The following is a 20911-nucleotide window of genomic DNA, read 5'->3' on the forward strand; positions in this document are numbered from 1 at the left end:
TCACTTCTGTTCTTTGGGACAATAACTTCCTGTCCGCCCGTTAAACTTTATGCTCTTTATAATACTACCACAAACTTTGCATTTCTCGCCCGCCCGGCCGTAAACTTTGTGCAAAAGCCCGTAAGTTCCCCAGTCCCCGCTTGGCCTGACAAAATCCCCGACCGATGAGCCGTAATGATCCACCGCATCCTGCAAGATCTTTTTAATGCCTTTGAACAATAAGTGTTTTTCCGCATCTGACAGGCTTTTTACTCTTCTTGTCGGCCGGACCTTGGCGTAATACAAGATCTCGTCAGAATAAATATTCCCGATGCCGGCAATGATGCCTGGGTCCATCAGCCAAGGTTTGACTAAAGCGTTGGATCTTTTCAGCAAAAGCTTTTCAAACTCTAGGTAAATGAATTTTTTATCCAGGGGTTCCGGCCCATATCCCAGCAATTCCGGAACCCGGGATAATTCTTTGTCCGTAACCAGTTTCAGGTAGCCGAACTGGCGGGAATCATTGTAAAAAAGCCTGGAACCGTCAGTGAAATCAAAGATCACATGCGTGGATTTGGCGGGAAGGCGGACCGGCGTGTAATTTTCAATGTTCAAAAGCTTAATTTGTCTGTCCTTATGTTTCTTGTCCAGAAAGATCAGCTGGCCGGTCATTTTTAGATGGACCAAGATCGCGAACTTCCCGGCCAAGTCAATAATGATCATCTTTGCGCGCCTAGAAACATCAGTGATCTTTTGTCCTTTCAAAGTACGGGCGAATTCGGAGCTTACATTTTCACCGGGTTTCCGTAAATTAGATAAAGTCTTAGGTCCCATGGCCACCATTTTCGGCAGCAGGACCCGGACCTCTTTGATCTTCTTATTTTTGAGTTTCGACCGCAATTCATTGACCACGGTCTCAACCTCTGGCAGTTCAGGCATTACTTTCTGTAAATTACTACTCAGACATTATAGCAAAATCTGCAAAAAGAAAAGCCCTTTGCTTCCGCTTAGGACTTGACCGATATCTTAAGCCGATTCCTGTCGTAAGTTATAGTGACGAATTTGTGGATCTCGCCGTTTTTTTCCAGCCAGAAAGATTTATGATACAGTTTCACGTTCAGCCCCTGCGCCTCGTAAAAATCGGAAATAGCCTTTCGCAGATCCTCGGCGTCAAACGGTTCGCGAACCGTAAACCCCATATCTTCATCATCTTCCCTAATGCGGGAAGAGTTCCGCGAGTCTCTGCAACCGTATTGATCCGGGATGAGTTTGTCCGGAAATTTCTGGAGCAAAAATCTGCAAAGAGTTTCGGGCTCGTTCATGCTTCCCCCTGTTTATAAAATATTATAACAAATTCGGCAAAAAGAAAACTGCCTATTGCTGGCAATAGGCAGAAAATTGGACGCCGGCGAACGGATCATTCTTGCAATCCTAGATTTTCAGCCGCTGCTGTCAATAAAAAACAGCCAATTCCGGCTGTTTTGTTTAGAGTCTGCAGATAGGAATGTATTTTATTCGTCCATCCGCTTATAGCTGCGGATCTTTTTCTTCATGTCCCAATGTTCAATTTCATGAGCCGCTTCTTCCGGGGTTTCAGAAGCGTGGATCAAATTATAGATCGCGCGCTTGTCTTTATTGGCGGAAGCGGCGGAATCAACTGAAAAATCCCCCCGGATCGTGCCCATTTCAGCCAGCGCCGGCTGGGTGTTGCCCGAAAGCTTTCTGACCATGTCCACGGCGTGAATGCCTTGCACCACAATTTTTACCACCGGGCCCGAGCTCATATAATCCACCAGCCAGCGGCGGACGTGCGGTCCGATCTCTTCCGCTTTGGCGGTGCCCATTTCTTCCATGGCGTCATAGCCGTATTTTTCGTAAGTGGTCAAAGTTTTGGTCCCAAGCCTGGTGATCCAAGCTTCATCTTTCGGATAGTGGCTGTCCATCTCTTCTTTCGTGGGCTGATGCATTTCCAAAGCCACGATCTTGAGACCGACCTGCTCGATCCTGCGGATGATCTCGCCGGTCAAGCCGCGCCTGACGCCGTCAGGCTTGACCATGACAAATGTTATTTCTTCTTTCGGATGCGCCTTGGGCATTTTACCCCCACACCAAATGCTTAGAAAACAAAATTGTTTCTAGCAAATTAATTTTTTCTGGTTTCAACATAATTCTATTTTATCCGCCACAATTGGTGTGGGGGTTTATTTAATCGTTATCTTATTAATTATAACCGGCGTATTGGGAAGAGACGGTTCGCCTTGCAGATTTGGCTGGACCGGCACTGCCGCGATTTTGGTCACTACATCCATGCCGCTTGTGACATAGCCAAAAAATGTGTAGTTTCCGTCGAGGGACGCGTGAGTGTTTGGACTCTCGGTTGTCACTATAAAAAACTGACTGCCCGATGAAGGTCCTTTGGCTGCGGTTGATGCCATACCAATCGCGCCAATGTTCGCCTTCAGCCCGATCTCGGCAGGAACAGTATAACCGGGACCACCCGTGCCCCAGGTCGAGACATCACCTTTGATCGAATTCGGATCGCAACCTTGTATCACGAAGTCTTTCAGAATGCGGTGGAACTTCGTGTTGTTGCAGTAATTCTCATTGGCGAGTTTGATAAAATTCGCTACTGTCAGCGGCGCTGATTTTGCGTCCAGCGTCACTTGAAAACTTCCCATATTGGTATCGATCGTTGCCACAGAACCGGCCGACGCCGCAGGGCTGGCCGGCGGAGTGGCTGCCGGGGAAGGAGTGGGAGGAGCCGGCGTGGGGTTTGGAGTGGTTTGAGCTTGATCGTTGGTGGGCGCCTGCGCTTTGTTCGTACGGAAATAAAAATATCCGCCTATCAAAATAATGACCACGACAATTGCGATTAAAACTTTACCTAAAGTATTCATATTTTTAATAATTTAATTTCCTTAAGTTTAGCAATAAATCCGATTTTTGTAAACCCTCGGCCGAAGAACAAAGCGCAGATGATCGCGTAATAGACGCACACAGCCCAAAAACTAATGTGCATTGAAACTGCGGCAAACGGCAATGACGCGAACAATCCGATGACCTTGATGATATAGGTCAAAAGCAAATACGTCACCCAGGCCAAAGGCAGAGCCAGCTTCAGCCAGATCAATCCTGCAAGGCCTGTCAAAAATCCGAACAGCATCGTGACCGGCACAATGGGCAACACCAAAATATTCGGCAAAAGCGCCACGAGCGACAATTGCCCGAAGTTGAACACCAAGATCGGCAGGGTAAAGATCTGCGCCGAGAGAGTGGCCAAAAAATATTGGCGCAGAACTTGCGGCAGCCATGAAAAGTGAGGCTCAAGCACGGGCGAAATATAAATAATCCCTAGAAGTGCGGCAAATGACAACTGGAATCCCACATCAAAAACCAGGATCTGCGGATTGATCGCAAGCATAACCACCGCGGTAAATGCCAGGGAGTTGGCAGCCACGCTCAAGCGACCAACGTTGAGGGCCAGCAGCAGCAAAATGCCCATGATCCCGGCTCTGATCGCGGAAGCCGAAGCGCCGGTCATCACGACAAATATGACAATTGCCAAAACCGAAAATAAAAAAGAAAATCTCCGGCGTACTCCCAGCCACTGCAGGATCCAGGTCATGGCAGCTGCAATAATCGTAATATTGAACCCGGAAATAGCCACAATATGCGAAGTGCCGGTGCGGTTGAACTGATCGGTCAGGGTTTGGGGGATCGTGCGTTTGGCGCCCAGAAGCAATCCTGCCAAAAATGAATTCTGCGGCTCCGGCAAAATATCGCTTAAACGGTCCGTAAATTTTTTCTTAAGGAGCAGAATCTCCCGCATGACAGGATTGCCGAAATTGCCCGCAGCCACGCTCAGTTTGGGCATGTAGGCGACGGCATCAATGCCGAATCGTGATAAATAATTTTTATAGGAAAAATCCGGATATTCTTTCGGCTCGGAGATCTTGGTTTCAAAACTCAGCTTCTGGCCGTATTCATATTCAGGGAACCGGTTCACAGTCAGCAGTAATTTTGAATGAATAGATTTTTCATTCACTTTTAAATTTCCCAAAGTTAAATAAATTTTGTCAGACCTGATATCCGGCTCGCTTGAGATGATTCCGGTAACCTGCGCTTTTTGGCCATAAAATTGAGCAATATCGTTTTGGGCAAAATCCTGCTTGAACCTTAAACTGCCGAGGATCATGACAAGTCCGGCCAAGCCGATAACTACGGCTAATTTATTATTCCAGCCGACTGTCGCGACAATTATAAAAACCATGGCCAGTATAGCCATGGTTTCGTAGTTGATGTAGCGCCCCAAAAATACTCCGAATATCAAGCCCAAGCAAAGGATCAAAAAAATTTTGGACTTATTGAGGGTCATGCCAAAGGAGGAGAAGTTACCACAACATTGATTTCACTTCCGTGACCAGATCATCCAGGTCTACGGTCTTTTGTTCTTTTTCCCGCAAATTTTTAATATTCACTTTCCTCTTTTTAGCCTCATTCGCGCCGTAAATTACCGCCACCTGCATGTTTTTACTTTCCGCATATTTAAACTGTTTATCAAGTTTTGCGGTTTCAAAATAAAATTCCGTATCAATGCCGGCATTGCGCAATGTGGTCGCAATTTTAAGATAATCGGGAATCAAATCCTTATCCATATTAAACACGATCACTTCCGCGGCAGTTTGAGGCGCGATCTTGCCTGAATCGGAAAGCGCAGCAAACAGCCGGTCCAAGCCGATCGAGCCGCCCACAGCGGGCATTTCCTTGCCGGAGATCTTGCCGATCAAATTATCATATCGCCCGCCGCCGGCAATTGAGCCGAACTCCGGTTTGGCTTTCAGCACGAATTCAAAGATCATACCGGTGTAATAATCCAATCCCCGCGCCAATGTCGGGTCAAACTGAAAATTGTCCATACCGAAACTGCCCAGCAAACTTTCAAACTCAGCAATGAATTTTTTGCCTTTTTTCTGCATTTCGGAGCGGTATTCGCTCAGTTTGAAATTAAATCCGGCCTGCTTGATCCGCTCAGCCACTGTTTTCTCTCCTAATTTATCGAGTTTGTCGATCAGGCGCAAAAAATTGGCAATATCGCTCGTGACAAATTTTCTTTCGCCCAAAACCTCGTCAATGATCTGCCGGTTGTTGTACTTGACCACGACCTCGCCGACTTCCAAAGATCTGAAAGCTTCGTTCAATGTCGCGATCACTTCCGCATCGGCGATCAGGGAATCTGAGCCCACAATATCCGCGTCGCACTGCATCAATTCCCGGAACCGGCCCTTCTGCGGTTTTTCCGCGCGCCAGACATTGGCGATCTGGTAACGCTTGAAGGGTTTCGGCAAATTCGAATTATTGGTCACCACGCGCACCAATGGCAGAGTCAGATCGTAGCGCAGGGCCACTTCACGTTCGCCCTGGTCCATGAAGCGATAGATCAATTTTTCGTCCTCGCCGATCTTGCCGGCCAAAAGTTCATATGGTTCCAGAGACGGCGTATCAATAGGAGCAAAGCCGAAGCGTTCGAAAACTTCGGAAATTTTTGCGATCATTTTCTTCCGCGCTATCTGCTCCTGAGGCAAGTAATCGCGAAAGCCTTTGAGGACTTGGGGGATATCTTTTGACATAAGCTAATTTTAACATAAAAATAAGCAAAAAAAAATCCTGTCCCAGTCTGCAACATATGTGCATAACAAGGAACAGGAGCTAACCCTATCATGGCTGTAACCTAAGATAGGATTAAAAGTTTGGAATGGCGTTGGGTTGCGGCGGCGTTAACCCACCGACTCTTGTGGCGCTGGATGCTTACGGGAATTTTCCACGCTAAGCAGAGCCATGGCTTTTTCCGGACCCCAGAGCTGGGCGATCGATTTGAGGAAACGGATCATCCGCTTTTGCTGATCGTTGCTCACATCATCCTTGACCAGCTCGAGCTGCTGCGCGCCGATGCTGTGAAGCTGAAATCTCCGGCTGTATCCTTCGAGCCTCACTTCGAAGAACGAATCGGCCCTCAGTTTGACGGAATTCTCCATGCAGAATCCGTAGATCCAGTCCTGATTGGCCTTCGAGACCAGTCCATTACTGATCAAGTTTCGGAACTGGAGTATGGATGTCCACTCCACGACTTCAGGCAAGTTGGGCTTGACCAAGTCGCTGAGCACTCCCGCTTCTCCGGCGGCGCTGATACAAACCGGGTCGTCGGAGTTCATTCCTGAAATCCATCTCTGGAAGCTGATCGGACCGACGGTAACACGCACAGGTGTCGTTGGTTGCGGTGGAACCGCCCTAAGGTGAACGGGTTCTCGATGAAACTCTTCTTCTGACGGCGCCTCAATAGGCTTAACGGTGATTCCGACCCGAGTCTCTGTGGGCTCCTCTTCTTCGTCCTCGTATCCTTCGGTATACTCATCGGGCATGACCAGGGTTGGAGTCTTCCACAAGACTTCCTGAGGTTTGAACACTTGGCCATCCTTAGGGGCGGCACAGAACATGCCGGCGATCTCGGCCGGCGGGTTTGTAAATTCCGTACCGGTAAAGATCGGTTTGTAGTCCAGCATGTTCTTTTCGCCGCGGGCGATCACCGCGATCTGCTTTCGAAAACCTTTCGTGGTATCCTGATTCATTGGTCCAAGGTTCGTGATGATCGCCCGACCAATGTGGCCCTCAAAATCATAGTACGGATTCTCGATCACTTCTCGAGCTCCCTTAATGATCAGGCTCTCCCGATCAGGAGATTTTTCCATCTCGGGAGTCCAGATGGTGCGACCCACCTTGAAGTTGCCGCCGCCGCTCATGACGCGAAGCGTGTCCTTGCCGTCAGCTTCTCGGCCCTGGATGAAGGTGTAGAACATAGTAATCAGGCCCCTGACAGCGGCCCGATTCAGCTCTTTCCACGCCTTTTTTTTGGGCATCTTGAGTGCGTAGGCCGTGGCATTGTTGATCACGAGACAACGAACGTTCTTCTCTGCCAATCTCGTTAGGGTGTCGATCGCGAAATTGTACTGCTCTTTCGACACCTCTTCGATATCGGGAAAGACCACGATCGCGACGGTGAACATCTTGAGGCTAAGAGCCAAATCGCAACATGGTTCCAACCCGCCCGCCGCCGTGCCTTTGTTCAGCGAACCGGTGATCAACGCGGTGTCGTAGGGCCGCAGAATTGCCGAGACCTTGTCTTTCGCTTTCTCGAAAGCTTCCCGCCCGGCTTTCGGATCGTGTCCACTCCCCTCGCCATCGCCGATCACGAGTGAACGGCCTTCGGGTGCGAACGCAACCTCAGCCTTGAGCGTGTCAATGAAGAAGATGTCAAGAAACGACCTGACGAGTGTCGAGTACCAGATTTTGTCAGCAGGAAATTCCTTGCCTTCCGCTTTTTTCCTAGCTCGAATCAGATCTTCGACTCTCTCGGTCTCAGCAGCGTTGGCGGAGATTGTTTTCCCGAAATCCTTGCCAATACTTACCCCGCAACCTCCAAGGCTCAGCATCACTGGCTTCACAGATCACCTCCGGCGTGCACAAAGGGCACACAAACACCCGGTTTATCGTCAACGAAAGGCTCCTTGAACGTAAACGGCTCATTAGGGAACGTTTCGTTGAATTTAGCTAAATCACAGTCAAGATCAACCTTGTGGTTGGTGAGATTCGGATAGTTGCCTTTCTGGGGCACGATCCGAATTACTCCCTTTCCGTTCCAAGGCAAGTATTCAGGCAAAATCTCAACCGAGTTGGCGTTTGCGTTCAGGTAGTGCTTAAAGAACATCTCGAACCTCGAGACAAATTCTTGTACGCGCCCCTTCAACTCCCGAAGCTCTTCCAGCCGTATATCTGCTAAGCCCGCTTGAAGCGCATTGTCTGCTCTTGCTTTCTTGATGTACAAGTGCCAGGCAATACCCAGGACGATAACCCCGACTATTGCTGCTGCGGCTATTATGTAGATGAGTGCTGTTGGCGGAGAAGAATTCGATGATGATGAAGCCGCCTGATCTGCTGCGACTGCTGCTGGCTGATCTGCTGCGACTGCTGCTGGCTGATCTGCTGCGGCTGTGGCTGCTGATGGAGGTTTATCTGGAGGCTTATCTGCTGCTGACGCTGGTGTTACACGCGGAGCAGCGACTGCTGGTGGCGGAACCGGCACCTCCGCAGGTGCGGGTGCAGCAGGAGCCTTGGTCGGTTGCGGCGTTTCAACTTTCGCCACGACTGGCACCTGAACTGGAACCTGGGCAGAAACCGTAGAAGCAGCCAACATTCCCGGCAACGCGTAAACGTCGTCGGTCAAAGTCTTGGACAAGCGCGACGCGATGTCACGCTTGGACATCTTTGACGTGATGTTGCCGTTGAGCAAAGCCAACTTTTGCGCGCAGCGAAGATCCGAAGATCCTTTGCACACTTGCGCGAAAGTCTTGCCTGCGGAACCTTTTACCGGTTCCGTCTTTGCCAAGTCGGTCTTGATGCGCACTTCCCAACCGGGATATACCACACCAAGCTCTTCCTTCGGCCTAACCCTGCCCGTGTCCTTTCCGTTCACAATAATAGCAACAACAATTCCGTCTTTCAGGTAATTGTTGCTGCCGGTGAGCTTCAGCACGATCTTGCTGACATTCTCACCCTTTTTGATCACGTGCGTGACGTAATCAGCGGCCGAGCACAAGCTCGGGAACAACAGACAAACTACCGCGAAAAACAAACGAAACTTAGTCACCATTCCAACATCCTCCGTAGATCTGAGAAGAACTGCGATTTTATAATATACCAATATTTGCTGACTAAGTCAATAGTAAAAACCGACCACTGCCCTGGCCGAGTTATAATTCGATTTCAATCAGTTTATGAGCGCTTTTATATCCTGAACGGATGCGGATTTTAGATGGCGAAGTATTAAAGTGATCAGCCAAAAGATCGATCACGGCATTATTGGCCTGGTTATCAGCGGGCGGAACCGTGACCCAAACTTTATATTCTTCCAAGCCTAATTGTTCGATCCGCTCGCTTGAGGCTCTCGTTTGTACTTTAACGCGAATGACCATATCAATTCGTATGCTCCGAATAATACTCCGACATAAAACAGATCTCCTAACAATGTATTTCCAAAAAACGGAATGGCATTCGTATAAGATGCGATCTGTCCGGCCCAGGTATGCGGATACATTTTCGTGGAATAGAACAGCACGCAATTGGTGATCAGATAAAATAATGTTGAACCCAGCAAAGATCCGCCGACTACAGTAAAAACATTTTTGTGGTTGCGAATATATAGGCCGATCAAACCAATGAGGAGGAAACTGCCGTAAATCACCAGCCGCGACTGCAGAGAATCAAATCCGATAAAAATATCAGAAATAAACATAGCCGCCAGCGGCAGGAGCAAAGCGTATCTTTTTTTCAGATAAACCCCGCCGAACAAAGCAGTCGCGCCGATCGGCGCAAAGTTGGCAGGGTGAGGAATCACGCGCAACAGTGCGCCGAAAAAGATAAAGAAATATGGTAGCATTTATTTTGTGGTATCTACGACCGCGTCAATTTCCCATTTAATATTATCTGTAGATTTTGTGATGTAAGCGGATGCTCCCAGTTGCGAAAAACTCCCGTTCACGTACATGGCCCAGAAATGCTGTGCATCCGGCGTGATCCCGTCAATGCCCGTCACCAGATCCCCAAACGAATAATGCTTGGCGTCCACTTTATGATCGGCTTCCAAAAGCTCTAAGGCATTTTTTCCGTCTTGTCCCTGATATTCAACAACGCTGCTGGGTACTTGAACTTGTTGTTGTGTTTGACCGCCGGCCGCAGGATTAACCGAAGCTTGGCCCGTGGATGGAATATTGAGATCCTGGTTGGTCAGAGCAACATTGGGGTTATTTGTGGTTGGGGCCAAAACCGGCTGTTGCTTAAAAGCATAAATAATACCGATGAAGGCAATAACTGTGACAATAACGAATATTTCAAGTTTTCTTCCCAGATTATTCATTGTATAGGATTAATTTTGCATAACAATTTTAGCAGATGACGCTCATTTTTGTAAATCATATATAGATTGTCATTCCCGCGAAAGCGGGAATCCAGTTCTAAAGCAAATTTTGATACAAATCTTGCCATTTAGGGTTAAACTTTTCAATCAGTTCTAATTTCCACTTTCGGTTCCATTTCTTCAGTTGTTTTTCTCTTTTGATTGCACTTTCAACATCAGGAGTTTCTTCATAATAAACTAAAGTATTCACATCGTATTTTTTTGTAAAGCCTTTTACGGATTTTTGTTTATGTTGATAAACTCGTTTAATCAAATCTCTCGTAATTCCAATGTACAGAGTTCCGTTTCGCTTACTGTCTAAAATATAAACAAAATATGATTTCATAGTTCTGGATCCCCGATTAGGTCGGGGATGACAGCTTCGCTGTCAGTAGTCAATGCCCCGCAGTGCGAGGATGCCTTGATAATATGGATGCTTTATCATCTTCATCTCAGTCACCAGATCAGCCATATCGATCAATTTTTTGAACTGTTTATGCCCGGTCAGGCAGAGGTGAGTTTCTGCAGGTTTGGATCTGATGATCTTGGCAACATCATCAACTGTCAGAAGTTTGGATTCAATTGCTGAGATGGCCTCATCCAAGATCACCAAGTCATATTTTTTTGATTTGAGGGCTTTAATCGATTCTTTCATGGCGTCTTTGGCCGCTTTAATATGTTCCTGGATGGGCTTGCGATCTCCCAGGATGCCGACAAAGCCCCGGCCCATCAATTTCACGTCCACATTCTTAAGCTTGCTCAGAACTTCGCGCTCGCCCGAAGGCCAGTCGCCTTTCACGAACTGCAAATACAAAACCTTAAAGCCGGTGCCGGCTGCTCGGACCGCAAGTCCGGCAGCAGCAGAAGTTTTTCCTTTGCCGTTGCCGATATAAATTATTGTAAGGCCTTTGGTCATTGTTTCAAAAGACGGCGGATGTCCGCCGCCTTTTTTATAATCTTTATTCTTGTACCTTAGGTTCGTTTGAAGCTTCCAGTTTCTCTTTCAGCTTCGCGATGCTTCTATCGAGCGCAGCTATGTCGGCAGGGCTCATCCCGGGCTCTGTCTTGGCTTTTTCAAGCCCTGCGATCCTATGCGGAAGATTGTCCCCAAATCCATTTTTGGGAACACCCTCTTCTCTCTTATAGCCTCTGGGAGCTTGTTTATGATTGTGTGAGTCCATAAATTAGCATTTGCTGAATCCGCACATTTCGCATTTGGAACATCCTTCAGCCAAAACCATCATGTTCCCGCATTCAGGACATGCCGGAGCCAAGCCGCTGTTCGCAATTGAAGTTTTTTGCGTCACAAATGTGCTGCCAACCTCATGCACTTGGCGCGTCACAGCCTGGAACACAGGTTCCCGGTCAACTTTCGGGATCTCAAGTTGCTTAAAATCCAGCTGCAGTTCTTTTTGTCCGCGCTTCAGATGATTTTCCAAAACATTCGCGATCGCATCAGGCAAAGAAAGTATCCGTTCGCCGTTATGGAACATGGGATCAGGGCCGCGAATGCCTTTCAATTGTTCTACCACGTTTTGCAAACTGATGCCGGAACGCAGGGCCAAAGAGATCATGCGGCAGATGGCCTCGGTCTGGGCGCCGAAGAAGCCTCCGGCCTTGCCAAGCTGGGAAAAAACCTCGAAAGGTCCGTATTCGTCTTCATTGACCGTGACATACAAATTACCGTACGCGGTCGGGACTTTGTAGGTCGACCCTTCCATGACATCCGGCCTTTTTCGCGGAGAAATATTTCCCATTTGTGGTGAAGTCGGCATTTGTGGATGAGGTTCAGTTGCTGGCATGGGAGCAGGCATAGGTTCCGGCATTGGCTGCGGCGCGGGAGCCGGTTCAGGCTCATTCTGCATTTTTATACGCAGGTCCTCTATAGCTTTTTCGTTTTGCTGCGCAACCACCTGATCGCTGGCGTCTTTGCCAAGCTTGGTATGGTCAGTGGCCAATATCTGCTCGTCGCGTGAGCCGTCGCGGTAGATCGTGCCGCCTTTGCAGCCAAGGTCATACATCAGTTCATAAAGTTTTTTCGTCTGCTCTATCGTATATTCTTCCGGCGCGTTCACGGTTTTGGAGATCGCCGAATCGGTCCATCTCTGCACCGCGGCCTGGACCTGCACATGCTCTTCCGGGGTCAGTTCCATGGCTGTGACGAAATAATCAGGCAGCTGCTCGCCCGGATGCGCATCCAGCCAGTCCTTAGCCAGTTTGATGTGCTCCTGGTGCACACCCAATCGCGATTTGCGGAAATAGATCCAGGAAAAGAACGGTTCAATGCCTGTGGAAGTGCCGACCATGGTCCCGATCGTGCCGGTCGGCGCCTGAGTTAAGATCGTGACATTGCGGATGCCGTACTGGCGGACCAGGTGGCGGATGTATTCGGGCATGCGCTGCATAAATCCCGATTGCAGGAATTTATCCGCTTCAAATTTCGGGAATGCGCCTTTCTCTCTTGCCAAGTCCACGGAAGTTTCGTAAGCCGTGATGGAGATGAACTGGTAAAGCTTATCGATAAATTCCACTCCCTGGGGACTGCCGTAGCGCAAATTTAAATTGATCAGCATTTCGGCAAGGCCAATAGTGCCCATGCCTACCCGGCGCTCGCTCATCTGCTGCTGGTAATTCTCGTCAAAGAAATAGGGAGTTGCGTCAATGACATTGTCCTGGAACCTGACCGCATCCTGCACCGTGCGTTTCAATTTATTCCAGTCCACGTCGCGAGCAACCGCATCCACGTGCTTGGCAAGATTGATGTGGCCAAGATTGCATACACCCCAAGCGGGCAAAGGCTGTTCGCCGCACGGATTGGTGCACGGCAGGTCCGCAAAGTAGTGAGAATTGGAATAATAATTCGCGCGGTCAATAAAATACATTCCCGGTTCCGCGGAAGAATGCGCCGAAGAAATTATATTGTCCCAAATATCGCGCGCCCTCACTGTCTTCTGCTTGACCACCTTGCCGCCAATTTCCTTCCAGCGGTTGATGTTGCCGTCCCAGCGATCGCGGTATAAAGGATCCGAAGTGTCAGGAAAAACCAGATCCCAGGGCTGGTCGTTTTTCACCGCCTGCATGAAATCATCCGTGATGCCCACGGAAATATTGGCATTCGTGATCTTGCCGGCTTCTTTTTTGGAATTGATAAAATCGATGACATCCGGATGCCAGACGTTTAAAATCAGCATCAAAGCGCCTCTGCGCGAGCCGCCCTGCTCAATCAGGCCGGTAACAAAACTATACAAAGATGCCCAGGATACGGAACCGCTGGACCTGCCATTCACGCCTTTGACATAAGCATAACGCGGCCGGAGTGTGGAAACATTGATGCCGACGCCGCCGCCGCGGGACATGATCTCGGCCATCTGGCCCAAAGTTTCAAAAATGCCCTGTCTGGAATCTTTCGGAGATGGAATAACGTAACAATTATAATAAGTTAAATTCTGCCCTGTTCCGGCACCGGTGAAGATCCGGCCGGCCGGCACGTATTTCCAATCATCCATCAGTTCGCGGTATCGTCCTTCCCATTCCTGCTGCAGTTCAGGGGTACTTTCCACTGAAGCGATGTGTTTGGCGATGCGTTCGAACATTTGTTCCGGCACGGTTTCAAGCGGTTTGTCCACGTGTTCGATCGCCCGCGTCTCCAGCGTGCCGTCGCGCAGCTTCACTACCACCTCGCGGGTTTCCTGATTAAGTCTTTCCACAGTGCCAATTTCTCTTTGGCCGGTTTTTAGATTAACACAAACAACTACCGTATCACCCACAGTCAAAGTTTCCTTTTTCGCATCCTTGATAGCGTATCTGTCAAGAAAGATCTTTTCTCCCAGTTCGGCTAATCCGTTAACTTTTCTGGTTTGTAGGTTTTCTTTGGGCTGCATGGGTGTTGTTTGTGGGTTTAATTAATTGTTATAGTTTCTTCGCTTCCTTCACGAACTCTTCAACATCTGCGAACTTTCGATAAACTGATGCAAAACGTATGTAGGCCACCTGATCCTTGCCTTTGATCCTTTTCATGACGATATTGCCGATATCTTTGGTGGCAATTTGTTCTTTGCCCGTTTTTTGGATGTCCTGCTCGATGCCGGCCACTAAGGAATGAAAATCATCACTGGTCAGAGGCCGTTTTTCAAAAGCCTTGCGGATACCGGACTCGATCTTCTCCCGCATGTAGGCTTCCGTACTGCCGTCGCGCTTGAGTACAGAGAGGTCCAAGATTTCCATCTCTTCGTGCGTGGAAAATCTGGCTCCGCATTTGTTGCATTCACGCCGGCGCCGGATCGCCATGCCGTCAGAAATAGGCCGAGAGTCTAAAACCTTGGTATCGTCATTCTGGCAATTGGGGCATCTCATCGTCGTAATTGGTCGACGCTTCGCAATTTTGCTCCGCAAAATGTGCTACGGTCGACTTATTGCTCCTCTTCGCAAAAAATCGTGCTCGACTTCGTCTGCGCACCAATTTTTTGCGATAATCTTGAAATCTTAGCACAAATTAAATAAGAGGTTATATCCCAAAAATGGGCCTCTCAAATGAATCTTAATTGAAACAAAGTGCTCTTTTTGTGTTGTTTTGGGTGTCTGGTTCGCCGTAAACCAGTTTCAAACACAATATATGGTATTGACCATAGTTAATATAGCCCCATATGTAGAACCTGTCAAAACCTCAATTTTTGCCAGATTTTATTCCCGTTTACTAGATATAGAGAAACTTATCAACATTATTTGGCTACAATACTTTAGGATGTCAATTGACAAAAAAATCCACGAACTCTAAAATATAAATATCATTAATTTTGCAAAAATTATGATGCGCGGACACTAAATGTTGTGTACATAACGCCCGAAAGGGCGTTTTGTTTTTCATGTGATATATAATAACCTTATGAGCAACTGCGTTTACTGTGGCAATAACCCGGTCCACCACCAGGCCCATAAATTTTACGGGTCAATTGATATTATGTTTCATCCCCTGCGCCAAGCTGTTATGCAGGGTTGGTTTGGACAATTCACGGATATGCTAGGAACCGGAGCTGCCTTCGGATTATTCTACGCTCTCAAGCCTTTCGGTTTGATAAAGCTGAATCGCGATATCAATCAAGTGCCGTATGAGCGGGCCAAAGTTTTATGGCAAGAAGCTATCGACCGCAACATTGAATTTGAAGAGATCAAGCCTTTCAACCGGTCTATTGATCTGTACAGGGCGAAAATCAATGGCCGGGAACTGTATTTTATGAACCTGCCGCGCGAAGAATCAGCTATGGCTTCGAACCTGGCCTGGGTTGATGACAAGCATCTGCTGAAACAAAAGCTGCTCGAACACCGAATCCCCGTCGCTGCCGGCGGATCATTTACCGATCTTACGGATGCGCTTAAAGCATTTCAAACAATGGACAAACCGGTGATCGTCAAACCACGCGCCGGCTCCCGCGGCAGACATACCACCACCAATATTTATGCAAAGGAGGATTTTATAAAAGCTTTCAAAATCGCCAAACAACTTTGCCACTGGGTGATCGTGGAAGAGCATTTGTTCGGCGATGTGCAAAGAGGCACTATTATCGGCGATAAATTAATCGGGGTTTTGGGCGGCTCGCCCCCGCGCGTGACCGGTGACGGCGTCCACACTATCGCGCAACTGATAAAAATCAAGGATGCCGAACGTCCCGCCAAAGTCAAACAGATCAAGGTCAATGAATATTTTATGCAGCGGAGCGGCCTTGCGATGGATCTGATATTGGCCCGAGAGCAAACAGTGGATCTGTCAGAAAAAATCGGGGTAAATTACGGCGGCACATCTTATGATTGCACCGACGAAACACATCCTGAAACCAAACAAATGCTGGTGGAAGCCGCCAAAATTTTAGATATTTCCATTTTGGGCTTTGATTTTATCGTTCCCGACATCACCAAATCATATAAAGAACAAAAATCCGGAATCATTGAATGCAACGGCGCGCCGTTCATCCAGCTCCACCACGACCCGCTGATAGGAAAATCCATCAATGCCGCTAAATACGTCTGGGATTTACTTTTAGAAACAAAATAGAGCCTTATCGGCTATATTGCCGTCGCTCGCTCACATTGGATCAGAAATTAATTTCTGATCAGTTCGCTCTCTTGGCAATAAAAAAGGCCGAACTTCAGGAGTCCGGCCGCTATTCAAATTATCGTCTCAGGCAGGGTCTGAGGCGCTGCCGATGGTTCCGACAGTTCCGCCGGTAGACCGTCCTTCATTTCCGCCTCCTTGCATGCTTACACCCCGATGCTCATCTCGTTTTTCTGAAACTCCGGCAGATCCTTGCCTGTGAGCCGTATCGTCAATGCAAGGTAGCGGGTCGTGCAAGCCTCGAGCACTTCTTTCGGAACTGGAATATCGCCGACCAAAACCGCGTTCTCCACAGACTTCGCGTCTATTTTGCTGATATTGACGACCGCTCCATCCACCGGCGATGCCTTCTTGCCCCATTCGCGCACCGGCTGCTTGTCATAGCCGCTTGGCGCCTTTCCTTGTTTCTGGGCCTCATTGTACTCGTCCACATCCCAATAGCGGGAAGAGTCGGGCGTTGCCACTTCATCGCAGATCATCCGGGTTGTATCAAACTCGAATTTCGTGTCCGCGAAGATGACGCCTTTCTTCCGCGCGTCGTTACGGATGACATTGAAAAGATTTATTGAAAACGCCTCAACGCCGGACCCGTATACCCGGGCTACGTATTCGCGGGTCACTGGTTCATCGTGGCCTGATTGGGCCTTGTCAGTGGGCGTGAACATCGGCTCGTCGAGCCAGGCGCCGTCGTGCAAGCCATCGGGCAACTGATAACCCCAAAGCAAGCGTTCACCGGCCGCATACTTTTCCCACGCAGACCCGGTCAGAACTCCGCGAACAACGCATTCGACCGGCATCATCTGACGGCGCTTGACCACGAGCGCCCGTCTCTGCAGTTCGGGATATTTCCGCAAGCCCAGCGGCAGATAAGAATCTATGCCGGCGCCGGAAGCGACCAGGTGATGATCGTTCTTGATCAGCAGCTTGGTCAGGAAGTGCACGGTGAGTGCCGTGAGCACTTCACCTTTGAGCGAGACCAAAGAGCCCAAGACGAAATCAAAAATGCTCACCCGGTCTGTCGCAACGACCAGCAGAAGATCCGTGTATCCCGGAAGCTCATACGTGTCGCGGACCTTGCCCTGATGAATTCGCTTGAGACTGCGGTGCGCCAACTCTTCCGATATCGGGGACTCGGCGACTGATGGCGGGATGTAGGGCATGGCTACTTTTTCTCCTTCGTGCGGAAGTTGTCCAAATTAACGTTTCTCTTTGTTGGCTTGGTCGTTTCGGCAAGATACTCACACAATTTTTGCCGAACTTCCCGGCCTTCTTCGGATGCAAACGACAGGATCTGCGCGGCTGCCAATGCGGCATTGTCCAGATTGGGCACAACCATAACTGGTCGCCCCGGTGGCATGCTCGCCATGGCATACAGCGAATCTTGCGGGCCGTAAGGACCGCCTGGCAGAGGCACGCCGATCACAGGCAACCAGCCTTGAGTGTTTGCAGAGATTGCGCCGGCCAATGCTGCTGCCCATCCGGCCGCAGCGATGAAAACTTTTGAAGGCCCGTCCAGATGGTCGCAAAGAGCACTCAACTCCAAAGGGTTGCGGTGAGCCGAGATCACATTGACCTCGAACACGATCCCAAGCTTTCTGAAGATCTCTTCCAGCTTGGAATTCGCCACAGATTTCAGATCACTCTCGCTGCCGACGATCACGTAAACCTGCGGATCCATAAAATCCCTCCTCTCACAACCAAATGAAGAGAACTTGATTTTAAATCATATAACCTTTCGGCTTTTTGGGCAAATATTTTCTTCTTGCCTTAGATTTAGATTTGCTGTTAAACTCTGGATAACCTTTGCCAATTTTCCGGAGGATACGACAATGCATGCTTTGGAAGCAATCGGACCGATCGACGGGCGCTACCGGCGGCATACCGAACCTTTGGCCGAGCATTTCAGCGAACAGGCGCTTATCAAAAAGCGCGTGCTGCTGGAGGCTGAATACTTCATTGCGCTCGCAGGATGCGACGGCGTTCCAATGCGCAAGCTGGCGCCTCATGAACATGCTGCTATCATGTCGCTTCCGACAAATCTTAGTTTGGCGGACTGCGAGATCATCAAGCAGATCGAGACCAAGGGATGGAACAGCATCAAAAAGACCGACCACGATGTCAAAGCCGTGGAGCTGTGGATGCGGCATGTGCTGGCGCAGAACAGTCTTAATGATCTGCTGGAGTGGCTGCACTTCGCGCTGACATCCGAGGATATCAACAATCTCTCCTACGCAATGATGCTCACCGGCGGAATCCGCACACTTCTGCCGAAACTCGAAGATGTGCTCGGGTTCCTGGATTCCTGGGCCCAGCTGCACGCTGCAGATGCCATGATGGCGCGCACTCACGGCCAGCCGGCGACACCAACGACGTTCGGCAAAGAGATGCGCATATTCGCAGAGCGGCTGCACCGGCAGATCGAACAGCTTCGCACGTTTCGTCTCCTGGTCAAGCTCAATGGCGCCTCCGGCAACTACAATGCGCATTTCATCGCTTTGCCGAATGTTGACTGGGTGGATTTCTCCCGCAAGTTCATCGAACACATCGGCCACGAATACAGCTGCCGGTTCGACGTCAATCTCCACACCACGCAGATAGAACCGCACGACAACTACGCCGAGCTCTCTCATCTGTTGGCACGCATTAACACCATCCTCATTGACTTCTGCCAGGACATGTGGCAGTACGTCAGTGACAAATGGATAGTGCTGCTGCCGGAAGAAGGAGCTGCGGGCTCGTCCACCATGCCGAACAAGATCAACCCCATCCAGCTGGAAAATGCTGAGGGCAACGCGCAGGTCGCCAACAGCATGTTCGAAGGATATGCCCGCACACTGCCCATTTCGCGCAGGCAACGGCACTTGTCGGACTCAACCATCATCCGCACATTCGGCGTAGCGTTCGGACACACTCTTGTAGCGTATCGTATGGTTTTGACGGGCCTGGGTCGGATGCGGCCGGATGTTCTGAGAATGAAGCAAGTCCTCTCGCGGCATCCGGAGGTCGTTGCCGAAGCATACCAGACGATATTACGCAGGCATGGCTACCCCGATCCGTACGAAGCTCTCAAAAAACTAACGCGTGGAGTTAAAGTAACGCTTGAAGACCTTCAGCGGTTCACATACGAACTGGATGTGAACGACGAGGTCCGGGCGGAACTGCTGGCCGTGGATCCACTCAGATATCTGGGCCTGTCGCGGCTGCTGGCAGAAACCAAACCTGCCTGACAAGGAAAGCACTCGCTTTCCTTTTTATTTTTGCCAAATAAAAAACGGGACGCTAATGCGTACCCGTCATAGAACCTTGAACTCCTCCTCTGCTCAGACCGAGAACTGATGCGCTTTGATCTCATCCTCAACCGCTTTGACCATTTCCTTCGGCCAGATTCCGAGCTCGCCGAGCGCGAAAGCAATGTCAAGCAAGTTGTAGATCACGATGATGTGCTCGAAGCCTGCTGCCTCCAGCCGCGGCACCGCACCCTGCTGGCGATCAGCCCAGATCAGGCATGGCATCTGTTTCGCCGGATAGCCGTCCGCTTCCAGTTTCTCCGCAGCTTCGAGCTTCGACTTGCCGTCGGTGGCTACGTTGTCCACCATCCAGTAACGCTGCCGCGGATCCGGCCGCCCGTTGACCCAGCCCTGATGCGCACCGTGCTGTTTGAGTGCTTCGCGCATGATGCGATGAGCGATCGGCGGCATCTTTGGACCGTACTTTTTGCGCTCTTCGACGCTGGCCATGGCTGCGGCCTGCGCCAATGCGTTGCCTGCCGTCGGAATACCGATCAGGCATTGCTGTTCCGACTCGTATATATCGCTGCCGTAAACGACCTGGGCGATCTTACGGCCGATCAGCCATTCAAGTTCCGGATGATCGGTCAGATCTTCGCGCCCGAAGACGTAGACGTTGGACATGATTCCCGATTTGAGCTTGAACGGTGTTTCGCTGTATGCGACGAAACGGACAATCGCCATCTCCCGCATCAGCGTGAGGTCTTCTGCTGTGAAAACCATCCCCGAAGGTACCTGCATCACACGCCTCCTTAGGTCTCGGCAACTTGGACCTTAGCGATCTCGTCCCGCAGCCGCGCCATAGCTTTCTCGGGGTTCTTCGCATCAGTCACCATTCGGCCGATGACCAGAAAGTCCGCGCCATTGGCTATCGTGACGCCGGGAGTCTCCAACTGCTGTTGATCATCAGCATCGGCACCCACGAACCTGGTGCCGGGCGAAACAATGTCAACCCGTCCATGAAACCGCGTCAAATGATCGCGCATCCATGCGACCTTGGTCGGAGGACAGATAAATCCTTCGACACCCGCGTCCATCGCGTCTTTGATCATATTCTCGACGGCATTCGGCTGGTAGTACCGGGCAAACTCGTCGTCGGTCAACGACGTCAGAAAGACCACAGCATAGACACCGGCGCCTGCTTCAACCGCCTTCCTCATCATCTTTATGCCACCGGAGGCGTGCACCGTAATAATGTCCGCGCCTGCGTCCACAAGCGCCTCAACACGTTTGGCCACTGTATCAGGCGTGTCGTGCGCTTTGATATCTGTCCAGATGAGTTTCGCTCCGTGACCCTTGAGCGACTGGATCCGTTCTTTGGCCGCAGGGTCTGTCAGCATATGGACTTTCACGCCCGCAAACTGGCCGCCCACGCGATTCAACAGACTGGCGGCTTTGCGCATCGACACGTCCGCGGCCAAATAAAATCCCTTCATTGCACATCCCCTCCTTCAGTTGTTGTTTTGTACGTCCAAGCACCTTGCTTGATTTTCAGGATAGCAAATGTCCGAATTGCTGCCAAATAAATCCCCACAC

22 protein-coding genes are annotated in these 20911 nt (G+C 49.8%); 2 read left to right on the top strand and 20 right to left on the bottom strand.

Translation table 11 applies throughout. The annotated features are described in order from the left end of the window. The 16 genes from mutM to nrdR form a co-directional block, all read right to left on the bottom strand. Window positions 1-918: a DNA-formamidopyrimidine glycosylase gene (gene mutM / locus WDN47_02930; protein ID MEJ0021515.1), complete on the bottom strand. Its 918-nt coding sequence runs from the start codon at window positions 916-918 to the stop codon at window positions 1-3. A 68-nt stretch (window positions 919-986) separates the two neighbouring features. Further along, window positions 987-1301, bottom strand: coding sequence for a hypothetical protein (locus tag WDN47_02935; GenBank protein ID MEJ0021516.1), 315 nt, complete (start codon window positions 1299-1301; stop codon window positions 987-989). Between the two features lie 189 nt (window positions 1302-1490). Further along, complete coding sequence (locus tag WDN47_02940) at window positions 1491-2075, bottom strand: nucleoside-diphosphate kinase (protein ID MEJ0021517.1); 585 nt, start codon at window positions 2073-2075, stop codon at window positions 1491-1493. 105 nt (window positions 2076-2180) lie between these two features. Continuing rightward, window positions 2181-2876, bottom strand: a complete 696-nt coding sequence (locus WDN47_02945) for a peptidylprolyl isomerase (protein ID MEJ0021518.1) — start codon at window positions 2874-2876, stop codon at window positions 2181-2183. Continuing rightward, the gene (locus WDN47_02950) at window positions 2873-4354 is read right to left on the bottom strand and encodes a ComEC/Rec2 family competence protein (protein ID MEJ0021519.1); all 1482 of its coding nucleotides are present in this window, start codon (window positions 4352-4354) and stop codon (window positions 2873-2875) included. The genes WDN47_02945 and WDN47_02950 overlap by 4 nt, the downstream gene beginning before the upstream one ends. 16 nt (window positions 4355-4370) lie before the next feature. Beyond that, entirely contained in the window at window positions 4371-5606 is a 1236-nt protein-coding gene (gene hisS, locus WDN47_02955) for a histidine--tRNA ligase (protein MEJ0021520.1), read from the bottom strand. 147 nt (window positions 5607-5753) lie between these two features. Next, window positions 5754-7475 (bottom strand): hypothetical protein, encoded by a 1722-nt coding sequence (locus WDN47_02960; protein MEJ0021521.1) that lies wholly within the window; start codon window positions 7473-7475, stop codon window positions 5754-5756. Then, window positions 7472-8680, bottom strand: a complete 1209-nt coding sequence (locus WDN47_02965) for a hypothetical protein (GenBank protein ID MEJ0021522.1) — start codon at window positions 8678-8680, stop codon at window positions 7472-7474. Before WDN47_02965 ends, WDN47_02960 begins: the two co-directional genes overlap by 4 nt. Window positions 8681-8780: 100 nt before the next feature. Continuing rightward, the gene (locus WDN47_02970; GenBank protein MEJ0021523.1) at window positions 8781-8942 is read right to left on the bottom strand and encodes a DUF167 family protein; all 162 of its coding nucleotides are present in this window, start codon (window positions 8940-8942) and stop codon (window positions 8781-8783) included. 2 nt (window positions 8943-8944) lie between these two features. Further along, window positions 8945-9466, bottom strand: a complete 522-nt coding sequence (locus tag WDN47_02975) for a DUF6580 family putative transport protein (protein ID MEJ0021524.1) — start codon at window positions 9464-9466, stop codon at window positions 8945-8947. Next, window positions 9467-9943 carry a DUF4430 domain-containing protein gene (locus WDN47_02980; protein ID MEJ0021525.1) on the bottom strand — a complete coding sequence of 159 codons (477 nt, stop codon included), beginning with the start codon at window positions 9941-9943 and terminating at the stop codon, window positions 9467-9469. A gap of 97 nt (window positions 9944-10040) precedes the next feature. Continuing rightward, on the bottom strand, window positions 10041-10328 hold the full coding sequence (locus WDN47_02985; protein ID MEJ0021526.1) for a GIY-YIG nuclease family protein: 288 nt from the start codon (window positions 10326-10328) through the stop codon (window positions 10041-10043). Window positions 10329-10370: 42 nt separating this feature from the next. Continuing rightward, window positions 10371-10898 (bottom strand): cob(I)yrinic acid a,c-diamide adenosyltransferase, encoded by a 528-nt coding sequence (gene cobO, locus WDN47_02990; protein ID MEJ0021527.1) that lies wholly within the window; start codon window positions 10896-10898, stop codon window positions 10371-10373. 43 nt (window positions 10899-10941) lie between these two features. Then, window positions 10942-11163, bottom strand: a complete 222-nt coding sequence (locus WDN47_02995) for a hypothetical protein (GenBank protein ID MEJ0021528.1) — start codon at window positions 11161-11163, stop codon at window positions 10942-10944. Window positions 11164-11166: 3 nt separating this feature from the next. Beyond that, a complete protein-coding gene (locus WDN47_03000) occupies window positions 11167-13863 on the bottom strand; it encodes an adenosylcobalamin-dependent ribonucleoside-diphosphate reductase (protein MEJ0021529.1) in 2697 nt (898 codons plus the stop codon). Window positions 13864-13891: 28 nt separating this feature from the next. After that, a complete protein-coding gene (gene nrdR / locus WDN47_03005; GenBank protein ID MEJ0021530.1) occupies window positions 13892-14335 on the bottom strand; it encodes a transcriptional regulator NrdR in 444 nt (147 codons plus the stop codon). Between the two features lie 529 nt (window positions 14336-14864). On the opposite strand from nrdR, the gene WDN47_03010 reads away from it, so the two are divergent. Then, entirely contained in the window at window positions 14865-16028 is a 1164-nt protein-coding gene (locus WDN47_03010; protein MEJ0021531.1) for a hypothetical protein, read from the top strand. Between the two features lie 206 nt (window positions 16029-16234). Here the strand turns inward: WDN47_03010 and WDN47_03015 are convergent, their stop codons facing one another. Together WDN47_03015 and WDN47_03020 are read right to left on the bottom strand one after the other, a co-directional pair. Then, window positions 16235-17248, bottom strand: coding sequence for a phosphoribosylaminoimidazolesuccinocarboxamide synthase (locus WDN47_03015; protein ID MEJ0021532.1), 1014 nt, complete (start codon window positions 17246-17248; stop codon window positions 16235-16237). A gap of 2 nt (window positions 17249-17250) precedes the next feature. Continuing rightward, complete coding sequence (locus WDN47_03020) at window positions 17251-17766, bottom strand: AIR carboxylase family protein (protein ID MEJ0021533.1); 516 nt, start codon at window positions 17764-17766, stop codon at window positions 17251-17253. 34 nt (window positions 17767-17800) lie between these two features. On the opposite strand from WDN47_03020, the gene purB reads away from it, so the two are divergent. After that, window positions 17801-19315 (top strand): adenylosuccinate lyase, encoded by a 1515-nt coding sequence (gene purB, locus WDN47_03025; protein ID MEJ0021534.1) that lies wholly within the window; start codon window positions 17801-17803, stop codon window positions 19313-19315. Window positions 19316-19408: 93 nt separating this feature from the next. Here purB and WDN47_03030 read toward each other — a convergent pair whose 3' ends face one another. Further along, window positions 19409-20116, bottom strand: a complete 708-nt coding sequence (locus WDN47_03030; protein MEJ0021535.1) for a hypothetical protein — start codon at window positions 20114-20116, stop codon at window positions 19409-19411. An 11-nt stretch (window positions 20117-20127) separates the two neighbouring features. Beyond that, window positions 20128-20811 carry an orotidine-5'-phosphate decarboxylase gene (gene pyrF / locus WDN47_03035; GenBank protein MEJ0021536.1) on the bottom strand — a complete coding sequence of 228 codons (684 nt, stop codon included), beginning with the start codon at window positions 20809-20811 and terminating at the stop codon, window positions 20128-20130. Window positions 20812-20911 lie beyond the last annotated feature (100 nt).

Source organism: Candidatus Doudnabacteria bacterium (assembly GCA_037200925.1).
Taxonomy (GTDB): Bacteria; Patescibacteriota; Doudnabacteria; order UBA920; family O2-02-FULL-48-8; genus JBDTSL01.